We start from the raw sequence: 14,482 nt of genomic DNA on the forward strand, positions 1-14,482 counted from the left end.
AAGGCGATCAGCCGCCGGTTTTGATCTGCTCGCGAGCCTGGGCCAGCAGTTCGTCCATCTTCATGCGGACTTCGCCCTCGGTGGTGTCGAGGCCAGAGCCCTTCAGGTCGCCGAAGACCTTGCGCAGTACGTCCTCGTCGCCCGGCATTTCGAAGTCGGACTTCACGACGGCCCGCACGTATTCCTCGGTGGACTCCAGCCCCATCAGGCCGGCAGCCCATTCGCCCAGCATCCGGTTGCGCCGGGCCGAGGCCTTGAATTCCTGTTCGGCGTCGAGGGCGAACTTCCGCTCGAAGCCCTTTTCGCGATCGTCGAAGGTGGTCATAGAAGTCCTGAACTCTGGGTGCGGCGCGGTCCATACCGCGCGGCGCGCCGGCCCGCAATGACAACCGGAGCCTCCATGGTCAATGACGACATCGCCATCGGGGACGTCGTGGACGGAATGTACGCCATGATTTCGGGCCCGGCCGGCCCGCGCGACTGGGCTCTGCAGGCGGATTACTTCCACCCCGAGGCGCGCCAGATGCGCACCGGCGTGGGAGACGACGGAAAGCCCTGGATCGTGATCATGGGGCTGGAGGAATACCGGGCCAACACCACCCCCTTCTTCGACGTCGAGCCCTTTTTCGAGGTCGAGCTGGGTCGCCAGGTCGAGGTGTTCGGCAACATGGCCCATGTCTGGAGCCTGTATGAAGCCAAGCGCGACCCGACCGACCTGGTCCCCGAGCGCCGCGGCATCAATTCCATCCAGTTGTTCAAGGGCGAGGACGGCGCCTGGAAGATCATCTCGATGATCTGGGACAACGAGCGCCCCGGCCTTTCATTGCCGACGCTTTGAGAGTAGGTTCCGCCTCGACCAACCATCCTCGCGGACGCGAGTCGGACCCCGCGCGCTGGCCCTCGCCCGCGCGCGATTTTCGTTCCGCCGCGCCGCACCCCCCGAGGGGAGACGAATGACCACCCGCCGCAAGAAGATCTACGAAGGCAAGGCCAAGATCCTGTACGAGGGTCCCGAGCCCGGCACCCTGATCCAGTACTTCAAGGACGACGCCACCGCCTTCAACGCCCAGAAGAAGGCCGTGCTGGAGGGCAAGGGGGTCATCAACAACCGCATCAGCGAGTTCGTGATGACCAAGCTGAACGCGATCGGCGTGCACAACCACTTCATCAAGCGGCTGAACCATCGCGAGCAGTTGATCAAGGAAGTCGAGATTATCCCGCTGGAGGTGATCTGCCGGAACATCGCCGCCGGCAGCCTGTCCAAGCGCCTGGGCCTGGAGGAAGGCACCCCCCTGCCCCGCTCGATCATCGAGTTCTGCTACAAGAACGACGAGCTGGGCGACCCGCTGGTGGCCGAAGAGCACATCACCGCGTTCAACTGGGCGACCACCCAGGACATTGATGACATCATGGCCACCACCCTGCGGGTGAACGACTTCCTGAGCGGCATGTTCAGCGGCGTCGGCATCACCCTGGTGGACTTCAAGATCGAGTTCGGCCGCATTTGGGAAGGCGACTTTTCCCGCATCATCCTGGCAGACGAGATCAGCCCCGACAGCTGCCGGCTGTGGGATTCGGTCACCAACGAGAAGCTCGACAAGGACCGTTTCCGCCGTGACATGGGCGACGTCATCGAGAGCTACGCCGAGGTGGCCCGCCGCCTCGGGATCATGAAAGACATGCCGACCGTCATCCAAGGGGGACTGCACTAGTGAAGGCCACCGTCCACGTTTTCCTCAAGCCGGGCGTCCTCGACGTCCAGGGCAAGGCGATCGAGAACGCGCTGCACGGCCTGGGCTGGGCCGACGTCTCCGGCGTGCGGGTCGGCCGGGTGCTGGAGTTCGAGGTCGGCGGCGACAAGGCTTCGGCCGAGGCCGAGGTCAAGGCGATGTGCGACAAGCTGCTCGCAAACACAGTGATCGAAAGCTACCGCATCGAGGTGGCGTGACGCCTAAGCGGTCCCTCGTTCTGGCTGTTTGCCTTCTGGCAGTCGCCGCCTGCGTGGGGCGACGAGACGAGGATGATGCGCTCGCGCTCTTTGATGCCAATCGCGACGAGTTCGAGATGGCCGCTGTCTTGGTCCTCAGTTGCGGAACTCGCGGCGAACTTCGCTATGAGGGGCGCCTCGTCGTGGGCTGCGCGTCTCGTCCGGGAGGCGGGGTCTTGCTGGGCCTCATGTCTCGGCGCGACGTCGATAGCATCACCTGGAATGGCGACGAGGTACACTTCCGTCTGGACTGGGATCCCAACGCGTCTGACTTCAAACGCTCCTACTTGGTCTTCGACCGCGACCGCTGGTCCAACGCACCCCCGCTCACCCCAACAGCACACTCCTGGTCCTATTTGCGACGTGACTAGCCTTCCGCTCGCGCCGTCGCCGGGACTCTGCTACAGGCCCGCGCCATGAAAGCCGCCGTCATCGTTTTCCCCGGCTCCAACTGCGACCGGGACTGCAAGGTCGCCGTCGAGCGCTCCACTGGCGCCAAGGTGGAGATGGTCTGGCATGGCGACACCGCCCTGCCCGATGGTCTTGACCTCATCGTCCTGCCGGGCGGCTTCTCCTACGGCGACTACCTGCGCTGCGGCGCCATGGCGGCGCTCTCGCCGATCATGACCGACGTTAAGGCCGCCATCGAGCGAGGCGTCGCCACGGTCGGCATCTGCAACGGCTTCCAGGTGCTGTGCGAGGCGGGCCTGCTGCCCGGCGCCTTGCTCCGCAACGCCGGCCTCAAATACGTCTGCAAGCCGGTGGGCCTCGACATCGTCAACGGCCAGACCCGGTTCACCGCCGCCTACCAGGGCCGGCGCGAGGCGGTGATGACCGTCGGCAACGGCGAGGGCAACTATTTCGCCGACGAGGCCACCCTCGACCGGCTCGAGGGCGAGGGCCAGGTGGTCTTCCGCTACCAGGACAATCCCAACGGCTCGGCCCGCGCCATCGCCGGGATCATCAACCCCAAGGGCAATGTCCTTGGACTGATGCCGCACCCGGACCGCAGCTTCGAGGCGGAGCTTGGCTCCGCGGACGGCGCCCTGCTGTTCCAGAGCGCGCTCGCCAGCGCCTGAAATCGAATTAACTTGGCCTGAGGCGTCGCAACCCGCACGTTCAGCGACGACACACGCAGGGCCGCTCCATGGATATCAGTCAGATCAACTGGCTTTACGTCGCCGGCGGCATGTCGGCCGTGCTGTTCGTTGCCTGGCTGGTCGCCCTGTTCCGGGGACGGACGGGGTTCATCGGCGCGGTGGTCGGCTTCGCTCACCTGATCGCCGCCTGCATCAACACGGCCGCCCCGATCCGAGGTGGCCTCGACCCCAGCTATGAGGGCTACCGTTTCGGCCTGCTGGTCGCCGAGCCCGGCCTGACGGTGACCACCATGGCCGGCGCCGTGTTCGTGACCGCCGTGGTCGGCGCCTTCAGCGCCCTACGGGGCTCGCGCGAGGCGACCCTGATTACCGCGGTCACCAGCGTCCTCTTCCTGGTCGTGCTCGGCTGGCCGGTTGCCAGGGACCTGATGGACGGCGTCGGCACGAGCATCCAGCTGGGCGAATCCATGACCATCCCCGGCTACGTCGCCACCGGGCTTCTGATCCTGTTCATGCTGTTCCCGTTCGCGGTCGGGGTGCTGTGGTCGCTGATGCGGGCCCGCCAGGCGCCCAGCGCCGCCACCTGACTGGACGCACATGAGAAAGGCCGGGCTTTCACCCGGCCTTCCCTTTTCCGCACAGTCCGGCGGGGTTCAGCGATCGTTGTCGCGATCCATCTCGCCGCCCTGGCCGCCACGACCCGTATCGGTCTGGTCGGCCTGGCCCGCCTGTCCGGCTTGGCCCTGACCCTGGTCGTCCTTGCGATCACGGTCCTGACCCTGTTGCTGCTGCTGGCCAGGATTCTGACGCTCCTGGTTGTCCGGTTGTTGTTGCGGCTTTTCGTTATCGGCCATCGGAGTTTCCTCTACGCTCCGGCGCGCCACTCGCGCCTTCGGATGGACTAACCCCGACCAGACTCTGCTGTTCCAGGGCCGCCCATCACGCCTTTGGCGCCCGCGCGTCGGCTGCCCGACCTGAGTCGGCATCCAAAGCAACGCCGCTGCAGCCGTCAGCTGGGCGCGCGATTTTGCCGATAACCGGTTTCCACTTGTCGGAACGCGCTCTAGAAGCCCCATTCCATGAGCGCTCCCTCTCCCGCCAAGCCCATGGACCAGGTCGCCGCCGAGTTCGGGCTCAAGCCCGACGAATATGCCGTGATCCTCAAGCGGCTGAACCGCGAACCCAACCTCGTCGAGCTCGGCGTCTTCTCGGTCATGTGGTCGGAGCACTGCAGCTACAAATCCAGCCGCAAGCACCTCTCGAAATTCCCCACCACCGGCCCGCGCGTCATCTGCGGCCCCGGCGAGAACGCCGGTGTGGTCGACATCGGGGACGGCCAAGCCTGCATCTTCAAGATGGAGAGCCACAACCACCCCAGCTACATCGAGCCCTATCAGGGCGCGGCGACCGGCGTCGGCGGCATCATGCGCGATGTCTTCACCATGGGCGCCCGCCCCATCGCCCTGCTCAACGCCCTGCGCTTCGGCGACCCAAGCCATCCGAAGACCAAGCGCCTCGTCGAGGGCGTGGTCGCCGGCATCGCCGGCTACGGCAACTGCGTCGGCGTCCCCACCGTTGGCGGCGAGACCAACTTCCACACCGGCTATGATGGCAACATCCTGGTCAACGCCATGTGCGTGGGCCTGGCCGACGCCGACAAGATCTTCTACAGCGCCGCCCCCGCCGCCGGCCTGCCGGTCGTCTACTTCGGCTCCAAGACCGGCCGTGACGGCATCCACGGCGCCACCATGGCCAGCGCCGAGTTCGACGAGGACAGCGACGAGAAACGTCCCACCGTCCAGGTCGGTGACCCCTTCGCCGAGAAGCTGCTGATCGAGGCTACGCTCGAGCTGATGGCCACCGGCGCCGTCGCGGCCATCCAGGACATGGGCGCGGCCGGCCTGACCTCCTCTTCGGTCGAGATGGCCGGCAAGGGCAGCGTCGGCATTGAGCTCGACCTCGACATGGTGCCGCAGCGCGAAGAGGGCATGACCGCCTATGAGATGATGCTGTCGGAAAGCCAGGAGCGGATGCTGGCCATCCTCAAGCCCGGCCGAGAGCGCGATGGCCACGCCATCTTCGAGAAATGGGGGCTGGACGCGGCCATCATCGGCAAGACCACGGACACCGGCCACATCGTGCTCAAGCACAAGGGCGAGGTGGTCTGCGACCTGCCGCTCAGCCCGCTCTCCGACGACGCGCCGCTGTACGACCGGCCGTGGACCGAGCCGCCGAAGCTCGACCGCATCGACCCCGGCCAGGTCCCCGCCCCGGCCGACTGGGAAGCCGCCGTCCTCAAGCTGATGTCCTGCCCCGATGTCGCCTCCAAGCGCTGGCTGTGGGAGCAGTACGACCGCCACGTGATGGCCGACACCCTGGAAGACAGCGCCACCGGCGCCGACGCCGGCATCATCCGCGTCCACGGCACCCGTAAGGCCCTGGCGGTGACTAGCGACTGCACGCCCCGCTATGTGCTGAACGACCCCTACGAGGGCGGCAAACAGGCCGTCGCCGAGGCCTGGCGTAACCTGACCGCCGTCGGCGCCGATCCGATCGCCATCACCGACAATCTGAACTTCGGCAATCCAGAGCGCCCGGCGATCATGGGCCAGATCGTCAAGGCCATCGAGGGCATGGCCGAGGCCTGCCGCGCCCTCGACTTCCCGGTCGTGAGCGGCAACGTCAGCCTCTACAACGAGACCAACGGCAAGGGCATTCCCCCCACCCCCACCGTCGGCGCCGTCGGCCTGCTCACCGACTATGCCCAGCGCGCCGACTTCAGCTCGATGAAGGATGGCGACACCCTGGTGGTTATCGGGACCAACCACGGAGAACTCGGCGCCAGCCTCTACCTGCGCGAACTCCTCGGCCGAGAGGACGGCGCCCCGCCGCCGGTCGACCTGGCCCTCGAGCGCCGCACCGGCGACTTCGTGCGGGCCCAGATCGTCGGACGCACCCTGACCTGCGTCCACGACCTCTCCGATGGCGGCCTGGCCATCGGCGCCGCCGAGATGGCCCTGGCCAGCGGCGTCGGCGTCACCCTGGACGCCACCAGCGCCAACAACGCCCACCCCTTCCTGTTCGGAGAAGACCAGGCCCGCTACCTGGTCGCCATAGCGGACCCGGCCCCCTTGTTGGCCGCCGCGGCCGCCGCCGGCCTGCACGCCAGCGTCGTCGGCACGGCGGGTGGGAACGCCTTCGCCTCTCGCGGGCTCTTTTCGATAGACTTGGACAAGCTGCGCGCCGCCCACGAGGGCTGGCTGCCGGCCTTCATGGGAGCCGCCGCTTGAAACCCTTCGCCGCCCTCGCCGCCACCGCCCTGCTCGCCGCCGCCTGCGCCACCGACAGCGGCGCCGAGCCCCCGCCCAGCGTGCCCGGCGGCGAAGGCTGCGACGTCAGCGTCTCCTTCGGCAGCTACGCCATGGGCATCGACCAGGAAGCCTATGGCCGCGTCGAGTCCTGGCTGGCCGCAAATCCCAAGCTCGTAACCGACGTGAAGGTCACGCCTTGGGGCCGAGAGGGCGAACGCACCGTCTGCGTCACCGCGACATCACAGGCCGCCATCAAGCCGGTGTTCACCGGCGTGGTGAAGCTGCTCCCCGTCGAGGGCAAGAAGGCCCCGATCACGGCGCTGAGCAAGACGGGTGGGCATTTCCACACAAAGGGCGGGCCGGGTTGATTAACCCCCCGGACTCTACCCCTGGACACAGCAGCTAGAGTTGGCAATGCTCCCGCGCAGGGGGAGCGTAATGATCCAGACGTGTCGGGCTTTCTTGGCGTTCAGCGGCGCAGCGCTGATTGTAGCTCTGGCTACGCCGGCCAGCGCAGAGACATGCGATATGCTTGTGTCCTTCGAGCACCGAGGCGGGCAGATCGACCGAGGCGCCTATGACAGGATAGGGACTTGGCTGAGAGCCAACCCGACGCGAACCGCCGGCATCGTAGAAACCGCCTTTTCCAATGGGGCGCGTTCCCTGTGCATTACCTCGCCGACGCGGGAGGGCATCCCTGGCTTGTTCCAGGACGTTGGAACGTTGTTGTCGAACAACAACGTCATGCCGCCGGTGACCCTGACGACCGCCCAGCAGCAGAAGCGCGGATCGAAGAAACCCTCGCGCGTCCGAGGGAAAGGTTACGCGAACGACCGTCGGCCGCCGCGCGACAACGGCATCAACAACCAGCCAAGTCGGAGCGGCCGCTACTAGCGGCTGCGGCGGCCTCTCAGGCCATCTCTACCTTGCGTTCGGCTTCAGCGCCGGTCCCCAGCCGTTCGACAAGGGCCTCGTACTGCGACCACAGCGCGGCGGGCATCCGATCACCAAACCGGTCATAGAAGGCCGGGATCAGCGAGGCTTCCTCACGCCACACATCGCCGTCCACGCTGAGCAGCAGATTCAGCTTGTCGGCGCTCAGATCCAGGCCCGAGACGTCCAGCGAGCCCTCGGCCGGCAGGCGGCCGATGGCGGTGTCCACCGCGCCGGCTTCGCCTTCCAGGCGCTCGACGATCCACTTGAGCACGCGGCTGTTGTCGCCGAAGCCCGGCCAGACGAACTTGCCGTTGTCCTTGCGGAACCAGTTGACGAAGAAGATTTTCGGCAGCTTGGCCGGGTCCGGAGCGTTGGCGCCGACCTTCAGCCAGTGGGCGAAGTAGTCGCCCATGTTGTAGCCGCAGAAGGGCAGCATGGCGAACGGGTCGCGGCGCAGCTCGCCGACCTTGTTCTCGGCGGCGGCAGTGCCTTCCGAGGCGGTGTTGGAGGCCAGGAACACCCCATGCTCCCAGTCGAAGGCCTCGGTCACCAGCGGCACGGCGCTGGCGCGGCGGCCGCCGAACAGGATGGCGCTGATCGGCACGCCGGCCGGGTCGGCCCATTCGTCAGCGATCACCGGGCACTGGTGGGCGGCCACGGTGAAGCGGGCGTTGGGGTGGGCGGCCGGGGTCGGCGACTCCGGGGTCCAGGGCTTGCCCTGCCAGTCGGTCAGCGCGGGCGGCGGGGTGTCGGTCAGGCCTTCCCACCACACGTCGCCTTCGGGCGTCAGAGCCACGTTGGTGAACACGCAGTCGCGGTTCAGGGCGTCGATGGCGTTCTTGTTGGTGCCGATGCCGGTGCCCGGCGCGACGCCGAAGAAGCCGGCTTCCGGGTTGATGGCGCGTAACTGGCCGTCTTCGCCGAACCGCATCCAACAGATGTCGTCACCCACCGTCTCGGCCTTCCAGCCGGGGATGGTCGGCTGCAGCATGGCCAGGTTGGTCTTGCCGCAGGCGCTGGGGAAGGCGGCGGCCACGTAGCGGACCGCGCCCTTGGGGCTGGTCAGCTTGAGGATCAACATGTGTTCGGCCAGCCACCCCTCATCGCGGGCCATGACGCTGGCGATACGCAGGGCGTAGCACTTCTTGCCCAGCAGGGCGTTGCCGCCATAGCCGGAGCCGTAGGACCAGATCTCGCGGCTCTCGGGGAAGTGGACGATCCACTTTTCCTCGTTGCAAGGCCACGGCACGTCCTTCTGCCCCGGCGACAGCGGCGCGCCAAGGGTATGGACCGCCGGCACGAAGAAACCATCGTCGCCCATCATGTCGAGGGCCTGCTTGCCCATGCGGGTCATCACCCGCATCGAGATGGCGACATAGGCGCTGTCGGTGATCTCGACGCCCAGCGCCGAGATGGGCGAGCCGATCGGGCCCATGCAGAACGGCACGACATACATCGTCCGCCCAGCCATGCAGCCGTCGAACAGGCCGTTCAGGCGGGTCCGCATCTCAGCCGGATCGGACCAGTTGTTGGTCGGCCCGGCGTCGATTTCCTTCTCCGAGCAGATGAAGGTGCGGCTCTCGACGCGCGCGACATCGCGCGGATCGGAGGCGGCGTAGAAGCTGTTGGGACGCAGGTCCGGGTTCAGGCGCTTCATCGTGCCGGCCTCGACCAATTGGTCGGTCAGCAGCTTGAACTCGGCGTCGGAGCCGTCGCACCAGTGGACCGCCGCCGGCTTGGTCAGCGCGGCAATCTCGCGGACCCAGGCGATCAGTTTGGCGTGATTGGTCGGGGCCTCATCGAGACCCGGAATCGAGACTTCGCCGCCCATAACCGGCGCCCTCCATCGTTACTTTGACGCGCCGGGTCCGTCTGTGCGCGGCCCCGTGTCACGCCCTTGCGCGCATCCTGCCTAGCCCGGCGGGGGGTTCCGGGGCAAGCCGAAAGGGGCAAATGTGATGAGAGCGCGACGGCTGACCAAGCGTCAGCCCACCGAATAGCCAACTGGGCGCCCGTTCCATAAGATCGCCAAAACACGGGGGAAACGGGATGCGGTGGATCGTCAGGGGCCTGATCGGCCTTGGGCTGCTCGTCGTGGTGGCGGTTGCCGCCCTGCTGGTCCTGGACCTGCCCAACCGCCCGGCCAAGGCCGATCTGGCCGCCATCCAGGCCAAGGCGCAGGCCTATCAAGTGCGAATCCGTCGCGACAAATGGGGCGTGCCGCACATCCTCGGTCGTCGGAATGCCGACGCCGCCTTCGGCCTGGCCTACGCACACGCCGAGGATGACTTCGTCACCATCCAGGATGTCGCCCTGGCCACCCGCGGCCAGCTGGCCGGCAAGGACGGGCTGAAGGCGGCGCCGACCGACTACATCGTCAGCCTTTTGGAGGTCTGGAAGACCACCGAGGGCGGCTATGACAGCCTCCCGGCCGACGTCCGCGCTGTGCTGGAAGGCTATGCGGACGGGATCAACCTCTACGGCGCCGAGCACCCGGACGCCGTCGCCCCCGGCCTGCTGCCCTTGACCGGGAAGGACATCGCCGCTGGCTTCATCTTCAAGACCCCCTTCTTCTACGGCCTCGACGCCGAGCTGAAGCGGCTCAACGAGCTGCCCGCCGATCCCACGCCCAAGGGCTCCAACGGCGTCGCGGTCGCCCCCTCCCGTTCGGCCGACGGCGCCACCCGCCTGCTGGTCAACAGCCACCAGCCCTTCACCGGCCCGGTCGCCTGGTACGAGGCCGTGGTCCAGAGCGGCGAGGGCTGGCATGTGGCCGGCGGCTTTTTCCCCGGCGCCCCCTTCATGCTGCACGGCCACAACGCCACGCTGGGCTGGGCCAACACCGTCAACACCCCGGACCTGATCGACACCTACCGCCTCGTCGTGAATCCGAAGAACCCCCGTCAGTACCGCCTGGACGGCCAGTGGAAGGACTTCGAGCGCTCCCAGGCCAAGCTGCGCGTCAAGCTCTGGGGCCCCTTCCACGTCACCGTGAACCGCGAGGTGCTTCGCACGGTCCATGGCCCGGTGATGAAGACGAAGGGCGGCGCGTTCGCCCTGCGCTATGCCGGCATGGGCGAGGCCCGCCAGCCGTTGCAGTACTGGCGGCTCAACCTGGCCCGCACCGCCGACGAATGGCGCGCCGCCATGGCCATCCAGGCCCTGCCCAGCATCAACTACATCTACGCCGACCAGACCGGGACCATCGGCTACGTCTACAACGGCCTGTTCCCCAACCGGCCGGACGCCAAGGTCGACTGGGCCGGCCCCTTGCCCGGCGACCGCTCGGACCTGATCTGGAAAGGCTATCTGCCGTTCGACAAGGTCCCGCAGATCTGGTCGCCCAAGGGCGGGCTGGTGTTCAACGCCAACAATACTCCCTTCCAGGCCACAGCCCCCGGCGACGGCCTCGACCCCCGCAATTTCCCGCCCTCGATGGGCCTGCAGATGGACATGACCAACCGCTCCTGGCGCGAGGTAGAGACCTTCGGCGCCGACGCCTCGATCACCCCCGAGGAGTTCCTCACCTACAAGTTCGACGTCGCCTACAGCCCGAAATCCCGGATGGCGCGGCTGGTCGCCGAACTCAGCAAGGTCGATCCCGGCGCCGACGATGCACTGAGCGAGGCGGTGTTTGTCGTCAGGTCCTGGGATCTGCGCGCCGACGCCGGCAACCGCAACGCTGCCCTGCCGATTGTCGCTGCCCTGGCCATGCTGCCGAAAGCCGAGGGCGGCGAGGGCCTGGCTGCGAAACCGGCGCTGTACCGCGCTATGGATATCCTGGGCGACGGCTTCGGGCGCATGGATCCGACCTGGGGTGAAGTCAATCGCCTCCGCCGAGGAGACGTCGACCTGCCCGTCGACGGCGGCCCGGACACCCTGCGGGCCATCTACGGCAAACCTGGCAAGGATGGCCGGCTGACCGCCATGGCCGGCGACACCTTCATCATGGTGGTCAGCTGGGACCGCCAGGGCCGGCTCTCAAGCCAGAGCATCCACCAGTTCGGCTCGGCGACCCTCGACGCCAAATCCAAGCACTACGCCGACCAGGCGCCCTTGTTCGCGACCCACCGCTTCAAGCCGGTACTGTTCACCGAGGACCAGCTCAAAAAAGGGCACATCGTCGAGGACTATCGCCCTGGAAAGCGTAGAGGCTGACGCCAGGGCGCCATTGAACCGGCCCACCACCGCGTTACCGTCCTGCAAAAGCGTGGAGGAACAACATGGCCCGGCACGACGTGATCATCGTAGGCGGCGGTATCGGCGGCTCGGCCCTGGCGGCGGTGCTGGCTGGGCGGGGCGTCGACGTCCTGCTGCTGGAACAGAGCGAGGTCTATGAAGACCGGGTGCGCGGCGAGTGGATCGCACCGTGGGGCGTCAGCGAAACCAAGCGGGTCGGCCTATACGACGTGCTGATGGCCGCCGGCGGCCACCACCTGACCCGCCACATCACCTATGACGAAAGCCGCACCCCGGCGGAGGCGGAGGCCCGCACCCTACCCCTCTCCATCTTCGCCCCGGACGTGCCCGGCCCCCTCTGCATCGGCAACCCGCACCACTGCCAGACCCTGTTCGACGAGGCCGTCCGCCGGGGCGCCCAAGGCCGGCGCGGCGCCCAGGTCACCGCCGTCCAGGCCGGCGCCTCGCCCCGCGTCAGCTGGATGGAGGGCGATGTCGAGCACAGTGCCGACTGCCGCCTGATCGTCGGCGCCGATGGCCGCACCAGCGCCGTGCGCGAGGCGGCGGGCATCAAGCTTCACCAGGACAAGCCCCACCACTGGTTCGCCGGCCTTCTCCTTGAGGGCGCCCACGACTGGCCGGACGACCTGCAGGCCATCGGCACTGAGGGCGACTTCAACTTCCTGGCCTTCCCACAGGGCGGCGGCCGGGTGCGCGTCTACGGCGGCTATCCGCTGGAGCAGAAGCGCCGCTTCGCCGGCCCCGATGGCGCGAAAGCCTTCCTCGAAGCCTTCCGGATGGACAGCGCCCCGCTCAACGCCGCCCTGGCCGACGCCACCCCGGCTGGCCCCCTGCTCTCCTACTTCAACCACGACAGCTGGACCGACCAGCCGTTTGGCGAAGGCGTGGTCCTGGTCGGCGACGCCGCCGGCTGGAACGACCCGATCGTCGGGCTGGGCCTCTCCATCACCTACCGCGACGTCCGGATCGTCAGCGACATCCTGCAGGGGGATGACTGGTCGCCCGCCGCCTTCGCCCCCTATGCCGAGGAGCGGGCCGAGCGGATGCGCCGCCTGCGTTTCGCTGCCTCGATCACCTCGGCCCTCGACTGCGAGTTCGGCGACGAGGCCAAGGCCCGCCGCCGCGACCACTTCGAACGCACCGGCGCCGACCCCAGCCTGGGCGCCCACGGCTTCGCGGTCATGGGCGGGCCGGAGATGGCCCCCCCGGAAATCTTCACCGAGGAGCACCGCGCCAAGGTGCTGGGAGCCCACTGATGGACATCGAGGACTTCAACCGGCGTTGGCTGGCGGCGTGGACCGCCAAGGACGTTCCCGCCCTGCTCAGCTTCTATGCCGAGGACTGCCTCTACAAGGACAACAACACTGCCGCCGGCATTGTCGGCCACGCGGCGTTGAAGCCCTACCTCGAAGGCCTGTTCGCCGCCGTCCCGCCGATGACCTACACGCCCGAAACCGTCTGGGCCATCGAAGGCGGTTTCTGCGGCCGCTGGTACTGCGACATCGACCGCGGCGGAAAGATGCGCGGCTTCGACCTGGTCATCCTGAAGGACGACAAGATCGTCGAGAACGAGGTGTACGTGCATCCCTTGGGGACCGGTTGACCGCGCAGCGGTCTACCTGTCCCCGGTCTGCGCGGACCGCGAAGCAAAAACCGCTCCAGCCGACATAGCGAACCGGCTGGACCGAGCCCGGCCCAGCCGCTGGCGCTGACCGGGGACAGGTAGCCCGCTTCGCGCGCAACCAGTCCCCTACCCGCCCCGCTTCATCGTCTCTCGCGCGATGACCAGCTGCTGCACCTGGCTGGTGCCTTCGTAGATGCGGAAGATGCGGACGTCGCGGTACAGGCGCTCGATGCCGTAGTCTGCGACGTAGCCGGCGCCGCCGAAGATCTGCACCGCCCGGTCGGCGACCCGGCCGACCATCTCCGAGGCGTAGTATTTGGCCGCGGCGGCCTCCAGCACGATGTTGGCCCCGCCGTCGCGCTTGCGGGCGCTTTCCAGCACCAGGGCGCGGGCGGCCATGCATTCGGTCTTGCTGTCGGCGAGCATCGCCTGGACCATCTGGAAGTTGCTCAGCGCCTGGCCGAACTGCTTTCGCTCGCCGGCATAGGCCACGCAGTCGGCGATCAGCCGCTCGGCTACGCCCACGCAAAGGGCGCCGATGTGCAGCCGGCCCTTGTCGAGCACCTGCATGGCCACCTTGAAGCCCTCGCCCTCATTACCCAGGCGGTTCTCGACCGGGACGCGGACGTTGTCGAAGGTGATGTCGTGGATCTGGGCGCCGTGCTGGCCCATCTTCTTCTCAGGCGGACCGACGGTGATGCCGGGCAGGTCCGAGGGCACCAGGAAGGCGCTGACCCCGCCGCCGCCCTTCACGTCCGGGTTGCTGCGGGCCATGACGGTGAACAGGCCGGCCTTGGCGGCATTGGTAATGTAGCGCTTGGAGCCGTTCAGCACATAGGCGTCGCCATCGAGGATGGCGCGGGTCTGCACGGCGGCCGAGTCGGAGCCGGCCTCCGGTTCAGTCAGGGCGAAGCTGGTCACCAGCGTGCCGGCGGCGATGCCGGGCAGGTACTTGGCCTTCTGCTCGTCGTTGCCGAACATCACCAGACCCTGGCTGCCGATGCCGACGTTGGTGCCGAATTCCGAGCGGAAGGCGGGGCTGGTGCGGCCCATCTCGAAGATCACCAGACACTCGTCCTCCATGGAGAGGTCGAGGCCGCCGTATTCCTCGGGGATCGACAGGCCAAAAAGGCCCAGCTCCCGCATCTCGGCGATGACCGGCTCCGGCACGGCGTTGGCCTCGGCCACCTGGGCCTCCAGCGGGCGCAGCCGCTCGCTGACGAAGCGGCGGACGGTGTCGACGAGCTGATCGCGGGTTTCGGCGTCGAGCGCCATGGCGGCCTCCAGAGATTTCGTTGCCCAAGCTTGGTTGGATGTCCGTTAC

The 14,482-nt window shown here is 67.4% G+C and carries 15 protein-coding genes; 11 read left to right on the plus strand and 4 right to left on the minus strand.

Annotated elements, in window-relative coordinates; all coding sequences use genetic code 11:
* Nucleotides 1–7 precede the first annotated feature (7 nt).
* A complete protein-coding gene (locus tag GVN21_RS10525; protein ID WP_166574692.1) occupies nucleotides 8–325 on the minus strand; it encodes a DUF1476 domain-containing protein in 318 nt (105 codons plus the stop codon).
* A gap of 75 nt (nucleotides 326–400) precedes the next feature.
* On the opposite strand from GVN21_RS10525, the gene GVN21_RS10530 reads away from it, so the two are divergent.
* The 5 genes from GVN21_RS10530 (at nucleotide 401) to GVN21_RS10550 (ending at nucleotide 3,674) form a co-directional block, all read left to right on the plus strand.
* Nucleotides 401–838 carry a nuclear transport factor 2 family protein gene (locus GVN21_RS10530; protein WP_166574693.1) on the plus strand — a complete coding sequence of 146 codons (438 nt, stop codon included), beginning with the start codon at nucleotides 401–403 and terminating at the stop codon, nucleotides 836–838.
* Between the two features lie 115 nt (nucleotides 839–953).
* On the plus strand, nucleotides 954–1,712 hold the full coding sequence (gene purC / locus GVN21_RS10535; RefSeq protein ID WP_166574694.1) for a phosphoribosylaminoimidazolesuccinocarboxamide synthase: 759 nt from the start codon (nucleotides 954–956) through the stop codon (nucleotides 1,710–1,712).
* Nucleotides 1,712–1,948, plus strand: coding sequence for a phosphoribosylformylglycinamidine synthase subunit PurS (gene purS / locus GVN21_RS10540; protein ID WP_166574695.1), 237 nt, complete (start codon nucleotides 1,712–1,714; stop codon nucleotides 1,946–1,948). Before purC ends, purS begins: the two co-directional genes overlap by 1 nt.
* Nucleotides 1,949–2,403: 455 nt before the next feature.
* Entirely contained in the window at nucleotides 2,404–3,066 is a 663-nt protein-coding gene (purQ, locus tag GVN21_RS10545; protein ID WP_166574696.1) for a phosphoribosylformylglycinamidine synthase subunit PurQ, read from the plus strand.
* 68 nt (nucleotides 3,067–3,134) lie between these two features.
* Nucleotides 3,135–3,674, plus strand: a complete 540-nt coding sequence (locus GVN21_RS10550) for a hypothetical protein (RefSeq protein WP_166574697.1) — start codon at nucleotides 3,135–3,137, stop codon at nucleotides 3,672–3,674.
* A 66-nt stretch (nucleotides 3,675–3,740) separates the two neighbouring features.
* Here the strand turns inward: GVN21_RS10550 and GVN21_RS10555 are convergent, their stop codons facing one another.
* Nucleotides 3,741–3,941, minus strand: a complete 201-nt coding sequence (locus tag GVN21_RS10555; RefSeq protein WP_166574698.1) for a hypothetical protein — start codon at nucleotides 3,939–3,941, stop codon at nucleotides 3,741–3,743.
* Nucleotides 3,942–4,166: 225 nt separating this feature from the next.
* On the opposite strand from GVN21_RS10555, the gene purL reads away from it, so the two are divergent.
* The 3 genes from purL to GVN21_RS10570 all read left to right on the plus strand — a co-directional run bounded on the left by purL (nucleotide 4,167) and on the right by GVN21_RS10570 (nucleotide 7,292).
* On the plus strand, nucleotides 4,167–6,377 hold the full coding sequence (gene purL, locus GVN21_RS10560) for a phosphoribosylformylglycinamidine synthase subunit PurL (protein WP_166574699.1): 2,211 nt from the start codon (nucleotides 4,167–4,169) through the stop codon (nucleotides 6,375–6,377).
* Nucleotides 6,374–6,766: a hypothetical protein gene (locus GVN21_RS10565; RefSeq protein WP_166574700.1), complete on the plus strand. Its 393-nt coding sequence runs from the start codon at nucleotides 6,374–6,376 to the stop codon at nucleotides 6,764–6,766. Before purL ends, GVN21_RS10565 begins: the two co-directional genes overlap by 4 nt.
* A gap of 160 nt (nucleotides 6,767–6,926) precedes the next feature.
* Nucleotides 6,927–7,292, plus strand: a complete 366-nt coding sequence (locus GVN21_RS10570) for a hypothetical protein (protein WP_166574701.1) — start codon at nucleotides 6,927–6,929, stop codon at nucleotides 7,290–7,292.
* A gap of 16 nt (nucleotides 7,293–7,308) precedes the next feature.
* On the opposite strand, the gene GVN21_RS10575 is transcribed toward GVN21_RS10570, so the two are convergent.
* The gene (locus tag GVN21_RS10575; RefSeq protein WP_166574702.1) at nucleotides 7,309–9,165 is read right to left on the minus strand and encodes a phosphoenolpyruvate carboxykinase (GTP); all 1,857 of its coding nucleotides are present in this window, start codon (nucleotides 9,163–9,165) and stop codon (nucleotides 7,309–7,311) included.
* Between the two features lie 218 nt (nucleotides 9,166–9,383).
* Between GVN21_RS10575 and GVN21_RS10580 the strand changes: the two genes are divergently transcribed.
* From GVN21_RS10580 to GVN21_RS10590, 3 genes are all read left to right on the plus strand, one after another.
* Entirely contained in the window at nucleotides 9,384–11,492 is a 2,109-nt protein-coding gene (locus GVN21_RS10580) for an acylase (RefSeq protein WP_166574703.1), read from the plus strand.
* Between the two features lie 65 nt (nucleotides 11,493–11,557).
* A complete protein-coding gene (locus tag GVN21_RS10585; protein WP_166574704.1) occupies nucleotides 11,558–12,790 on the plus strand; it encodes an FAD-dependent monooxygenase in 1,233 nt (410 codons plus the stop codon).
* The gene (locus tag GVN21_RS10590) at nucleotides 12,790–13,137 is read left to right on the plus strand and encodes a nuclear transport factor 2 family protein (protein ID WP_166574705.1); all 348 of its coding nucleotides are present in this window, start codon (nucleotides 12,790–12,792) and stop codon (nucleotides 13,135–13,137) included. The genes GVN21_RS10585 and GVN21_RS10590 overlap by 1 nt, the downstream gene beginning before the upstream one ends.
* 147 nt (nucleotides 13,138–13,284) lie before the next feature.
* Here GVN21_RS10590 and GVN21_RS10595 read toward each other — a convergent pair whose 3' ends face one another.
* Nucleotides 13,285–14,433 (minus strand): acyl-CoA dehydrogenase family protein, encoded by a 1,149-nt coding sequence (locus tag GVN21_RS10595; protein ID WP_166574706.1) that lies wholly within the window; start codon nucleotides 14,431–14,433, stop codon nucleotides 13,285–13,287.
* Between the last annotated feature and the right edge of the window lie 49 nt (nucleotides 14,434–14,482).

The organism is Caulobacter sp. SLTY (assembly GCF_009905535.1).
Classification (GTDB): domain Bacteria; phylum Pseudomonadota; class Alphaproteobacteria; order Caulobacterales; family Caulobacteraceae; genus Caulobacter.

What these genes read in the sequence shown, in the direction of transcription:
- GVN21_RS10525 (WP_166574692.1), bottom strand. Translation starts at nt 325, where the DNA reads ATGACCACCTTCGACGATCGCGAAAAGGGCTTCGAGCGGAAGTTCGCC.
- GVN21_RS10530 (WP_166574693.1), top strand. Translation starts at nt 401, where the DNA reads ATGGTCAATGACGACATCGCCATCGGGGACGTCGTGGACGGAATGTAC.
- purC (WP_166574694.1), top strand. Translation starts at nt 954, where the DNA reads ATGACCACCCGCCGCAAGAAGATCTACGAAGGCAAGGCCAAGATCCTG.
- purQ (WP_166574696.1), top strand. Translation starts at nt 2,404, where the DNA reads ATGAAAGCCGCCGTCATCGTTTTCCCCGGCTCCAACTGCGACCGGGAC.
- GVN21_RS10550 (WP_166574697.1), top strand. Translation starts at nt 3,135, where the DNA reads ATGGATATCAGTCAGATCAACTGGCTTTACGTCGCCGGCGGCATGTCG.
- GVN21_RS10555 (WP_166574698.1), bottom strand. Translation starts at nt 3,941, where the DNA reads ATGGCCGATAACGAAAAGCCGCAACAACAACCGGACAACCAGGAGCGT.
- purL (WP_166574699.1), top strand. Translation starts at nt 4,167, where the DNA reads ATGAGCGCTCCCTCTCCCGCCAAGCCCATGGACCAGGTCGCCGCCGAG.
- GVN21_RS10570 (WP_166574701.1), top strand. Translation starts at nt 6,927, where the DNA reads ATGCTTGTGTCCTTCGAGCACCGAGGCGGGCAGATCGACCGAGGCGCC.
- GVN21_RS10575 (WP_166574702.1), bottom strand. Translation starts at nt 9,165, where the DNA reads ATGGGCGGCGAAGTCTCGATTCCGGGTCTCGATGAGGCCCCGACCAAT.
- GVN21_RS10580 (WP_166574703.1), top strand. Translation starts at nt 9,384, where the DNA reads ATGCGGTGGATCGTCAGGGGCCTGATCGGCCTTGGGCTGCTCGTCGTG.
- GVN21_RS10585 (WP_166574704.1), top strand. Translation starts at nt 11,558, where the DNA reads ATGGCCCGGCACGACGTGATCATCGTAGGCGGCGGTATCGGCGGCTCG.
- GVN21_RS10590 (WP_166574705.1), top strand. Translation starts at nt 12,790, where the DNA reads ATGGACATCGAGGACTTCAACCGGCGTTGGCTGGCGGCGTGGACCGCC.
- GVN21_RS10595 (WP_166574706.1), bottom strand. Translation starts at nt 14,433, where the DNA reads ATGGCGCTCGACGCCGAAACCCGCGATCAGCTCGTCGACACCGTCCGC.